Origin of the sequence: Pseudomonas parasichuanensis, assembly GCF_021601385.1 — a bacterium.
Classification (GTDB): domain Bacteria; phylum Pseudomonadota; class Gammaproteobacteria; order Pseudomonadales; family Pseudomonadaceae; genus Aquipseudomonas; species Aquipseudomonas parasichuanensis.
This window is the reverse complement of record NZ_BQHO01000066.1, coordinates 1-10383: the sequence shown is the minus strand read 5'-3', so window position 1 is coordinate 10383 and position 10383 is coordinate 1. Positions and strand designations below refer to the sequence as shown.

At 62.5% G+C, this 10383-nt stretch carries 10 protein-coding genes; 3 read left to right on the top strand and 7 right to left on the bottom strand.

Features of this window, described 5'->3' with window-relative positions; genetic code table 11:
• From L6D77_RS27650 to L6D77_RS26840, 6 genes are all read right to left on the bottom strand, one after another.
• On the bottom strand, positions 1 to 153 hold a 153-nt coding region (locus tag L6D77_RS27650; protein ID WP_373870650.1), incomplete at its 3' end, for a DUF4158 domain-containing protein.
• Between the two features lie 40 nt (positions 154 to 193).
• Positions 194 to 1408, bottom strand: a complete 1215-nt coding sequence (locus L6D77_RS26860) for an MFS transporter (RefSeq protein ID WP_054881235.1) — start codon at positions 1406 to 1408, stop codon at positions 194 to 196.
• A 4-nt stretch (positions 1409 to 1412) separates the two neighbouring features.
• Complete coding sequence (locus tag L6D77_RS26855; RefSeq protein WP_054881236.1) at positions 1413 to 1862, bottom strand: chromate resistance protein ChrB domain-containing protein; 450 nt, start codon at positions 1860 to 1862, stop codon at positions 1413 to 1415.
• Entirely contained in the window at positions 1859 to 2458 is a 600-nt protein-coding gene (locus L6D77_RS26850) for a superoxide dismutase (protein WP_069017347.1), read from the bottom strand. The genes L6D77_RS26855 and L6D77_RS26850 overlap by 4 nt, the downstream gene beginning before the upstream one ends.
• Positions 2459 to 2517: 59 nt before the next feature.
• Positions 2518 to 3768 carry a chromate resistance efflux protein ChrA gene (chrA, locus tag L6D77_RS26845; protein ID WP_139121098.1) on the bottom strand — a complete coding sequence of 417 codons (1251 nt, stop codon included), beginning with the start codon at positions 3766 to 3768 and terminating at the stop codon, positions 2518 to 2520.
• A 170-nt stretch (positions 3769 to 3938) separates the two neighbouring features.
• Positions 3939 to 4883 carry a chromate resistance protein ChrB domain-containing protein gene (locus L6D77_RS26840; RefSeq protein WP_069017348.1) on the bottom strand — a complete coding sequence of 315 codons (945 nt, stop codon included), beginning with the start codon at positions 4881 to 4883 and terminating at the stop codon, positions 3939 to 3941.
• A gap of 222 nt (positions 4884 to 5105) precedes the next feature.
• On the opposite strand from L6D77_RS26840, the gene L6D77_RS26835 reads away from it, so the two are divergent.
• The 3 genes from L6D77_RS26835 to L6D77_RS26825 all read left to right on the top strand — a co-directional run bounded on the left by L6D77_RS26835 (position 5106) and on the right by L6D77_RS26825 (position 9341).
• Positions 5106 to 5666, top strand: a complete 561-nt coding sequence (locus L6D77_RS26835) for a recombinase family protein (protein ID WP_003124096.1) — start codon at positions 5106 to 5108, stop codon at positions 5664 to 5666.
• Positions 5667 to 5668: 2 nt separating this feature from the next.
• Positions 5669 to 8635 (top strand): Tn3 family transposase, encoded by a 2967-nt coding sequence (locus L6D77_RS26830; RefSeq protein WP_001138070.1) that lies wholly within the window; start codon positions 5669 to 5671, stop codon positions 8633 to 8635.
• A gap of 187 nt (positions 8636 to 8822) precedes the next feature.
• Positions 8823 to 9341: a YkgB family protein gene (locus L6D77_RS26825; protein ID WP_003464991.1), complete on the top strand. Its 519-nt coding sequence runs from the start codon at positions 8823 to 8825 to the stop codon at positions 9339 to 9341.
• 29 nt (positions 9342 to 9370) lie between these two features.
• On the opposite strand, the gene L6D77_RS26820 is transcribed toward L6D77_RS26825, so the two are convergent.
• Positions 9371 to 10216, bottom strand: a complete 846-nt coding sequence (locus L6D77_RS26820; RefSeq protein WP_003464995.1) for an AraC family transcriptional regulator — start codon at positions 10214 to 10216, stop codon at positions 9371 to 9373.
• Positions 10217 to 10383: the final 167 nt, after the last annotated feature.

Genomic DNA, 10383 nt, shown 5'->3' with positions numbered 1-10383 from the left:
GGTGGTCAGCAGAACGGCATAACCCAGACGGTTATGGTTACCCCGCAGCACCTGGATGGCTTCACGGTCTTCATCGCTCAGGTGGAAGTAACGTTCCAGCTCTTCACGGCTGGGCGAATCAACATAGGGGAGCCCGCAGAATTCGGAAAAAATCGTACGCTAAGCCGCGCCATGTGCTTGCGCGCGAGCGCTCTCAAGAGGATGGTTCCTCGTACTTCCGAAAAGCGCGCCAAAGCACAACGTCATAGACGACCTTGAGTAGGCCGCAGGCCACCAGCGGCGCCGCCAGCCAGCCGGCGGCGAATAGGGCGCCGCCAATGGCGGGGCTCGCTGCGGCAGCGAGGCTCCTGGGAACGGCGGTGAAGCTCGCCGCCGCGGCGCGCTCGGCCGGCGTCACCACGGCCATGACGAAGGCCGAGCGCGTCGGCACGTCCATCTGCGACAGGGCGCTGCGCAGGAACAGCAGCGCGAGCGTCACCGGCAGACTGTCGGCGAAGGCGGCGAGGATCAGACAGATGCTCGACGGGATGTGGGTGAACACCATCGTGTTGACGAGGCCGATGTGGCGCGCCACCCAGGGGGCGGCGAGTTGCGAACCGGCCGAAAGGAGTCCGGCCCAGAAGAAGAACTGTCCGGCGGCGGCGAGCGAGAGGTCGAAGCGCTCGAACAGCCACAGCGCCAGCAGCGTATGCACCAGCAGCCCGCCAGCGAAGGCGTCGACCGAGAACAGCGCCGCCAGTTTGATCACGATGCCGCGCGAAGGCCCCAGTGGTGCGGGCGGCGCCGCCTGCGCATGGACCGGGTGGTTCGGCAGTGTGCGGTAAAGAAAGTAGATCGCCACGCCAATGAGCCCATAGGCGACGAACATGAAGCGCAACGCGTCGAGCTGGGCCATGCCGGCATCCGTCAGGACTTGCGGGATGGCCGTCGCCAGCGAGCCAGCGGCGGCGCACAAGGCGCCGACGAAGGTGTAGCGCGCGAAGAGGAAGGTGCGCGCCTCGCCCTGCGCCGCCTCCGCCAGCCGGGCATGTTCCAGTGGCAGGAAGACACTGACGTCGCCGGCACTGGGGTTCATCGTGCCGACGAAGGCGACAATCAGCAGCGGCCAGAAGTTGCCAACGCCACCCAGGCCGGCCAGCAGCAGACCGGTGGCGGCCATCAGCCAAGCGGCGGCGAGGAGCAGCCGGCGCTGCGGGAAGCGATGGCCCCACTGGCCGACCGCCAGGGTCGCCAGCGCCGAGCCGAACAGGGTGGCGCTGCTGATCAGTCCGACTTCCCACGTGCCCAGCCCCAAGGCCAGCAGATAGACCGGCAGCAGGATGGCGACATAACCGTCGGTGAAGGCGCGCAGCGCCCGGCCGGCGAGCAGCAGGCGCGCCTCGGGCGCGGCCCCGGCGGGCAGCAGCATCACTTCAGCCCGAGCAGCGCGCGATCTTCTTCAGGGGCGTGGCGGCGCACCAGGCGTAGAGCGCGTCGTACATCACCATGCCTGCCTTCAGCATCTCGTGGTCGTCGGCGAAGTTGAGCGACAGCCCTTTCGAGATGGCCAGCAGGCCGGCCGCCTCCTTCGCGAGCTGGGGCTGGCCGCAGTCGGCGGCGCGCACGATCAGCGCCAGCTTGTTCAGGGCCGGGTCAATGAGCTGATACTTCTCGATGAAGGCGTCGAAGCTGCAGCGGTCGTCGTGGTGGCCGAGCTCGACATTCGGCACGTCATAGGGGATCGCGTCGGTGTCGGCGGCGAGGCGCATCACGTCGCCGGCCGGCACGTAGAGGAACTCGGGGGCCTCGTCGATGAAGCGCGCCACCAGCCAGGGGCAGGCGATGCGGTCGATCTTGGGCCGTTCGCGGGTGATCCATTTCATGCTCCGCCCTCCACATTGGCAAGTACAGCCTCGGCCGCCGTCCAGGACAGGTTCTGCATGAAGGCGTCCACATAGGCCCCGGCCTTGGCGCCGAAGTCCATGTGGTAGCTGTGCTCATACATGTCGAGGGCGACGAGAGGCGTGGCCCCGGCCAAGTTGTGGGCGTGGTCGGCGGCCCAGGCGTTCACGAGACGCCCTCGGCGCGGGCTCCACACCAGCAGGGTCCAGCCGGAGCCGCCGCCCTGGGCCTTGCCCATGGCCGTGAATTCGGCGCGCCAGGCGTCCACGGAGCCGAAGTCCCGCTCGATGGCCGCCTTCAGAGCCCTGCCGGGGTCGCCCCCCGTGCCGCCGAGGGAATCGAAGTACACCTCGTGCAGGATCATGGAACCGCTGGCGATCATCTCCTCGCGCTTGAGGCCGTTGATCTCGAACACCGGGGCGCTGGCCCAGTTCAGTTCGGCCAGGCGCTGCTCGATGGCATTGAGGCGCTTTACCGCACCGCCGTAGTTGTTTTCCCAGTGGCTGACGATCAGCTTCTCGGACAGGCCGGTGAGTTTGGCCGGATCGCATGAAAGAGGCTTCAGTAAGTAAGGCATCTTGGCTTCCTCAGCAAGGTGGATCGGAAACGGCGCGACGAAGGCTGACTCGATCAGGTTCAGCCTTGGTTCGGAAACACCAGCCACCCCGCCAATCCCGCCGCGAGGATCACGACGACGACGTTGAGCTTGTTCTTCCAGGCATAAAGGAATGCCAAGCCTGCGGCGAAGATCGACATGCCCACCGTCAACGATGGGACACGTTCAGCAGTGACCTGCGCCAAGTCGATGGTGGTTGCGCCGATCAGGCCGACTACCCCAGCCGCGACGCCGTCCAGAAAGGCGTGCAGCCGTTTGTTCTCCACGATCGCCTCCAGCCGGTCGTAGAAAATCAGCGAGAACGCAAAGGCCGGAAGAAAGACACCCACCGTCATGGCCACCGCCCCGATCGGCCCCCCCGCCACATAGCCGACGAACGTGGCGAAGATGATGAGCGGTGCCGGTAGCACACCGGACAGCGCCAGGCCGTCCAGGAACTGCCCATCCGTCATCCATCCGCGCCCGACGGCGTCGTTGCGAACGAACGGAATCGCTGTGTAGGCGCCGCCAAAGGTAAGCAAGCCGGCCTTCAGGCCCGACGCGAAGATGAGCAGCACCGAGGCCTGGCCCTGAACGACCGCTTCCACAAGCTTCGCTGTCGGTGCAGCCCACAAAGCCACGGCCGCGGCCAGCGCCACCGCCGCCAGTGTCACCAAGAGCGCTGAGGCCCGATGATTCAGCACGAGCAGGGCGTACACAAGGCCGCCCGCCGGCAGGGTGATCCAGAAGTCGACACGACCTATGGCTGCCAGCGCGCAAACGATGGCAATGACCCACAACCAGCGATCAAGCAGGATGTGCTCGCCGATACGGTGCACGGCGCGCACGATCAGGGCGATCACAGCCGCCTGCACGCCAAGGAACGCCGCGCCCAGCGCGGTACCCACGAATTCAATCTGGAAGTACAACCAGGACAGCGCGAACATCAGCAAGAATCCGGGAAGCATGAAACCGAGTCCCGCCAGCACGCCCCCCAGCCGCCCCTTTGCTCGGATGCCCAAATGAACGCATATTTCATGCGCTTCGGGTCCGGGCAGCACCTGCATCACCGCAAGCAGCTTGTTGAAGCGTTTGCTGGAGATCCAGCGTTCCTCGTCCACGAGCTCGCGGCGCAACATGTCGATCTGAGCCACAGGCCCGCCCCATGCGAGCAAGCCGAACTTGAGGAAGCGCGCGAAGAGCTGTGGGTAGCTCATGGGTGGAGGGACGGCTTCAGTCGTGGCATCCGTCGCCTTGCTCGGGCGATACGACTCTTCATTCGCAACGCTCATAGATCTTCTCCTTGTAGTTCAACAGTAACCAGTCAAATACGGAAGTTGGCCAACAAGCCGTCGAATACGGCCGAAGCCTGCGGCCAGCAGCAGGTCGTCTTGGGTGATGTCCCAGAAAGACGGACGGGCCGGGCGTGGTTGCGCGGCGGTCTGAGGACTGGTCGGGGCGTTCACGTTGTTTTGTCCTCGTAACTCTTCAATAGCCAATCAAAAATTTCGCACGCGCGGGCAAGCAGCGCGTCGTCATCGGGTTCCGATGCGCGCAAGCCGGCGAGCAGCGATTCGATGCCCAGCGCTTCTGCTACCGGCAGCCCGCCCACATCCAGGCAATGCACGAGCTTGCCCAGGCGTACCAGTGCAGGGGCGGAATCAAGTCCGAAACTCGCCAGCAGCGTCTCGAAGGTGACCTTGGTGCCCACATGACTGAAGGCGGCGCCGTCGAAATCGAAGCCGAGCCAGCCATTGCGGCAGTCGGAGGGACTCGCCAGCCAGACGATGCGCGCGCTCGGGTCGATGAACCGCCGGATCAGCCAGGCCGAAGCGAGTCGGTCCACCCACGGGCGCGCCCGCGTGGCCCAGGTCCGACCCTGATAGTCGGCGCGGTTCAGCCGCGGAATATCCGTCTGCCGGGCGGTCGGCTCGTCGGGAGACATACGGCGGGTGATCGCGTCGCGCAGGTCGTCCAGCAGGCTCAAGGTCTGCCGCTGCGCCTCGCCGGGGAAGAAGTCGATGCGGTTCACCTGCTCGAAGCGGCGCACGAGCGGCTGGAGCTTGCGCATGGCATCGGCGCCGTCCGGGGATGCCAGGTTACGCCCGAGCGCTTTGATCTCCTCGGCGATGCTGGCGTACTCCTCGCCCCGGTCGAACAGGGCGCGTAGCGCGGCCTTCTGAGCTTCGTCACACCCCGACAGTCGATAGACCTGGCCGCTGCCCCCGACTTCCACCGCCTGCGCCGCCACTTCGCCCAGCGTCGCCGCACTGTCCGCCGAGTCGGGCAGCAGATAGACCCCGTCGCGCAGCGTTGCGCAGCCCTGCGCTTTGACAGAACGCCAGACGCGCATGCGGCCGGTCGATGCCTTGGTGGGCAGGCTGACGAATAGGGCAAGAAAGCTCAAGCACGGGCTCCTTCGTCAAAAAGATGATTAATGTTACAAATACTACAATAAGTTATATCTAATACACAACTCATGTCGAAGCGTCAATTTAAGGCATACCCTAACTTGGCGTCAGACCATCCGGCGCTAAATCGTCAGAATAGAGTTGCCTTCCGAATTGATTGACATACGCCGTCAAGGGTCATAGATTTCTTCCTGACACATTTCCCTCAGGAGGATACCTTGCACGGTCAGCGCATCGGTTACGTCCGCGTCAGCAGCTTCGACCAGAACCCAGAACGGCAGCTCGAACAGATCCAGGTGGATAAAGTGTTCACCGACAAGGCGTCGGGCAAGGACACACGGCGGCCCGAACTGGAACGGCTGCTCGCCTTCGTGCGCGAAGGCGACACGGTCGTGGTGCACAGCATGGATCGTCTGGCGCGCAACCTCGACGACCTGCGCCGCCTGGTGCAGGGCCTCACCCAGCGCGGCGTACGCATCGAGTTCCTTAAGGAGCATTTGACCTTCACCGGCGAGGACTCGCCGATGGCGAACCTGATGCTGTCGGTAATGGGCGCGTTCGCCGAGTTCGAACGCGCCTTGATCCGCGAGCGGCAGCGCGAGGGCATCGCGCTCGCCAAGCAGCGCGGGGCCTACCGTGGCAGGAAGAAATCCCTGTCGTCTGAGCGTATTGCCGAACTGCGCCAACGTGTCGAGGCTGGCGAGCAAAAGACCAAGCTGGCTCGTGAATTCGGAATCAGTCGCGAAACCCTGTATCAATACTTGAGAACGGATCAGTAAATATGCCACGTCGTTCAATCCTGTCCGCCGCCGAGCGCGAAAGCCTGCTGGCGTTGCCGGACACCAAGGATGAGTTGATCCGTCACTACACGTTCAGCGAAACCGACCTCTCCATCATCCGGCAGCGGCGCGGCCCGGCCAACCGGCTGGGCTTCGCCGTGCAGCTCTGTTACCTGCGCTTTCCTGGTGTCATCCTGGGCGTCGATGAGCCGCCGTTTCCGCCCTTGTTGAAACTGGTCGCCGACCAGCTCAAGGTCAGCGTCGAAAGCTGGGACGAATACGGGCAGCGGGAGCAGACCCGGCGCGAGCACCTGGTCGAACTGCAAACGGTGTTCGGCTTCCAGCCCTTTACCATGGGCCACTACCGGCAGGCCGTCCAGTTGCTGACCGAGATGGCCTTGCAGACCGACAAGGGCATCGTGCTGGCCAGCACCTTGATCGAGCACCTGCGGCAGCAGTCGGTCATTCTGCCTGCCCTCAACGCCGTCGAGCGGGCGAGCGCCGAAGCAATCACCCGCGCCAACCGGCGCATCTACGATGCCTTGGCCGAACCGCTGTCGGACGCGCATCGCCGCCGCCTCGACGATCTGCTCAAGCGTCGGGACAACGGCAAAACGACCTGGCTGGCCTGGCTGCGCCAATCGCCCGTCAAACCGAATTCGCGGCACATGCTGGAACACATCGAACGCCTCAAAGCGTGGCAGGCGCTCGACCTGCCTTCTGGCATCGAGCGGTCGGTGCACCAGAACCGCCTGCTCAAGATCGCCCGTGAGGGTGGCCAGATGACGCCCGCCGACCTGGCCAAGTTCGAGGCGCAGCGACGCTATGCCACCCTGGTGGCGCTTGCCATCGAGGGCATGGCCACCGTCACCGACGAAATCATCGACCTGCACGACCGCATCCTGGGCAAGCTGTTCAACGCCGCCAAGAACAAGCATCAGCAGCAATTCCAGGCGTCCGGCAAGGCGATCAACGCCAAGGTGCGGTTGTTCGGCCGCATCGGCCAGGCGCTGATCGAGGCCAAGCAGGCGGGCCGCGATCCGTTCGCCGCCATCGAGGCCGTCATGTCCTGGGATGCCTTCGCCGAGAGCGTCACCGAAGCGCAGAAGCTTGCGCAGCCCGAGGACTTCGATTTCCTGCACCGCATCGGCGAAAGCTACGCCACGCTGCGCCGCTACGCGCCGGAATTCCTTGCCGTGCTCAAGCTGCGGGCCGCTCCCGCCGCGAAGGACGTGCTCGACGCCATCGAGGTGCTGCGCGGCATGAACAGCGACAACGCCCGCAAGGTGCCCGCCGACGCGCCGACCGAGTTCATCAAGCCGCGCTGGCAGAAGCTGGTCATGACCGACACCGGCATCGACCGGCGCTACTACGAACTATGCGCGCTGTCGGAGATGAAGAACGCGTTGCGTTCCGGCGACATCTGGGTGCAGGGGTCGCGCCAGTTCAAGGACTTCGAGGACTACCTGGTGCCGCCCGCGAAATTCGCCAGCCTCAAGCAGGCCAGCGAATTGCCGCTGGCCGTGGCCACCGACTGCAACCGGTACCTGAACGACCGGCTGACGCTGCTGGAAACACAGCTTGCCACCGTCAACCGTATGGCGACGGCCAACGAGCTGCCGGACGCCATCATCACCGAGTCAGGCTTGAAGATCACGCCGCTCGACGCGGCGGTACCCGACACCGCCCAAGCGCTGATCGACCAGACGGCAATGATCCTGCCGCACGTCAAGATCACCGAACTGCTGCTGGAGGTGGACGAATGGACGGGCTTCACTCGGCATTTCGCGCATCTGAAATCGGGCGACCCGGCCAAAGACAAGAACCTGTTGCTGACCACGATCCTCGCCGACGCGATCAACCTGGGCCTGACCAAGATGGCGGAGTCTTGCCCCGGCACGACCTACGCCAAGCTGGCTTGGCTGCAAGCCTGGCACATCCGCGACGAAACCTACGGGGCGGCGCTGGCCGATCTGGTCAACGCACAGTTCCGCCATCCCTTCGCCGAGCACTGGGGCGACGGCACCACCTCATCGTCGGACGGCCAGAACTTCCGCACCGGCAGCAAGGCCGAGAGCACCGGCCACATCAACCCGAAATACGGGAGCAGCCCAGGGCGGACGTTCTACACCCACATTTCTGACCAGTACGCGCCATTTCACACCAAGGTCGTGAACGTCGGCGTGCGCGATTCGACCTACGTGCTCGACGGCCTGCTGTACCACGAGTCCGACTTGCGGATCGAGGAGCATTACACCGACACGGCGGGCTTCACCGATCACGTCTTCGCCCTGATGCACCTCCTGGGCTTCCGCTTCGCGCCGCGCATCCGCGACCTGGGCGACACCAAGCTCTACATCCCGAAGGGCGACGCCGCCTATGACGCGCTGAAACCCATGATCGGCGGCACGCTCAACATCAAGCACGTCCGCGCCCATTGGGACGAAATCCTGCGGCTGGCCACCTCGATCAAGCAGGGCACGGTGACGGCCTCCCTGATGCTCCGAAAGCTCGGCAGCTACCCACGCCAGAACGGCCTGGCCGTGGCGCTCCGCGAGCTGGGCCGCATCGAGCGCACGCTGTTCATCCTGGACTGGCTGCAAAGCGTGGAACTGCGCCGCCGCGTGCATGCCGGCCTGAACAAGGGCGAGGCGCGCAATGCGCTGGCCAGGGCAGTGTTTTTCAACCGCCTGGGTGAAATCCGCGACCGCAGTTTCGAGCAGCAGCGCTACCGGGCTAGCGGCCTCAATCTGGTAACGGCTGCCGTCGTGTTGTGGAACACGGTCTATCTGGAACGGGCTGCGCACGCGCTGCGTGGCAACGGCCATGCCGTTGATGACGCGCTGTTGCAGTACCTGTCGCCGCTCGGTTGGGAGCACATCAACCTCACCGGCGATTACCTCTGGCGCAGCAGCGCCAAGATCGGCGCGGGCAAGTTCAGGCCGCTACGACCGCTGCAACCGGCTTAGCGTGCTTTATTTTCCGTTTTCTGAGGCGACCCCCTTCATCGCGAATTGCACCGCCCAAGACGATCTGCACTGAAATCAATACTTTCTGATGCCTCTTGATTAGAGATGCCAGCCATAATCATCTCATCGCCAACGCATACGGCGTTCGGCAGCCAACACACTCTCACTCACTACTGGAAGCTCAGACATGAAAACCATAGGCATTGAAAACTCGAAGTCCAGCGTACAGGCCCACTTAACGCTTGGAACCAAAACTATGGGGCTAGGTATCTATGGCGCGTACTTGGCTCTCGCTATTATTTACTTCTGGTTCGGCGGCATGAAATTTACCCACTACGAGGCCGAGGGCCTGGTTCCACTGGTGAGCAACAGCCCGCTTTTGGGATGGGTGTATAGCATTTTTTCGGTCGACATGTTCTCCAGCCTGCTCGGCATACTAGAGATTTCGATCGGCACTCTGATCGCAGGCCGCATGCTGTCGCCCAAACTATCCGTGGTAGGAGGCGCTCTGTCTGCAGGCCTGTTCTTCACAACCCTTAGCTTTATGTTTTCCACTCCGGGCGTCATTGAGCCTAGTTTAGGGTTTCCGGCGATTTCCGTTGCGCCAGGTCAGTTTCTGCTTAAAGACTTAGGGTTGCTTGCTGTTTCGATATTTGTGGCAGGCCATTCGCTGGTTGAACTGGAAAAACGTAAAATTAATGCATAATTTTTTCAATGGCTTAAGGCAGTAATGCCTTAGGCCTTTTTGCCATCATTTTCCCCCGCCAGATCTTTCAACCAGTCACGAGGGCTCAACCCCGTCTTGCGTCTAAATGCGCGAGACAGCGCCGAAGGACTTTCGTAGCCGACTTGAGCTGCAATCAGCGTAATCGAGCGCCCTTCTCGCATCAGCTTCTGAGCCAGGCTAACTCGCCAACTCAACAAATAATCAGCAGGCGTCTGTCCGATGACACTCTTGAAATGCACGGCATACGCAGCGCGTGACATATTTGACTCACTGGCCAGCTCTGCTATTGACCAGGCATGTTCCGGGGAGTTGTGCATCTGTAAAAGCGATCGGGCAAGCCGCATGTCGGCCAGTCCAGCCATCATTCCGGTGCGCAACTGGTGATGATCGAGCAGGTAACGGAGCAACAGAATGATTAGGAGCTCAAATAAGCGCTCAAGCGCGGCTTCCCTTCCACAATGCACATTTGCCGCCTCGGCAAACATCCACTCCAACGTGTCTGCCAGCATGGGCAGATCATCGAGTGCGAGCACCAAACAGTCCGGTAATGAAGCCGACAAAGGATTATCAATTCCGCCCTCAAACTCCATGGAAGCACACAACAACTTTGCGCCATCGGACTCACCCGCAAACAATTGATGCTTGGCGGGGCGTGGCATAAAAATCAAGCTAGGGCGAGTGAGCTGCAAATCCTTGCGATCGGGACCAAGCAACGTCACGCTGCCGGCCTGAAGCAGATGGATATAACCTCGCCGCTCGGCGCCATCGTAAGATGCAGAGCCGCATAGGTCGCCGTCATAGAACAGATTGGCCCGCACGCCGAACCGCGAGAGCAAATTAGACAAACGATCCATTGGCCGATCCTTGACGAGTCAGAACGCACAGACCATACCATTGTTGCCGCTGACCGAAAACTGACCCAGTAGAGGCTGTTCTGCCGACTGAAAACTGACCCAGGTGTTCAACTGCTTCTGCTCAATTTTTGAGCAGGAGAACACAGGGTGATCAGTATGGAAATGAT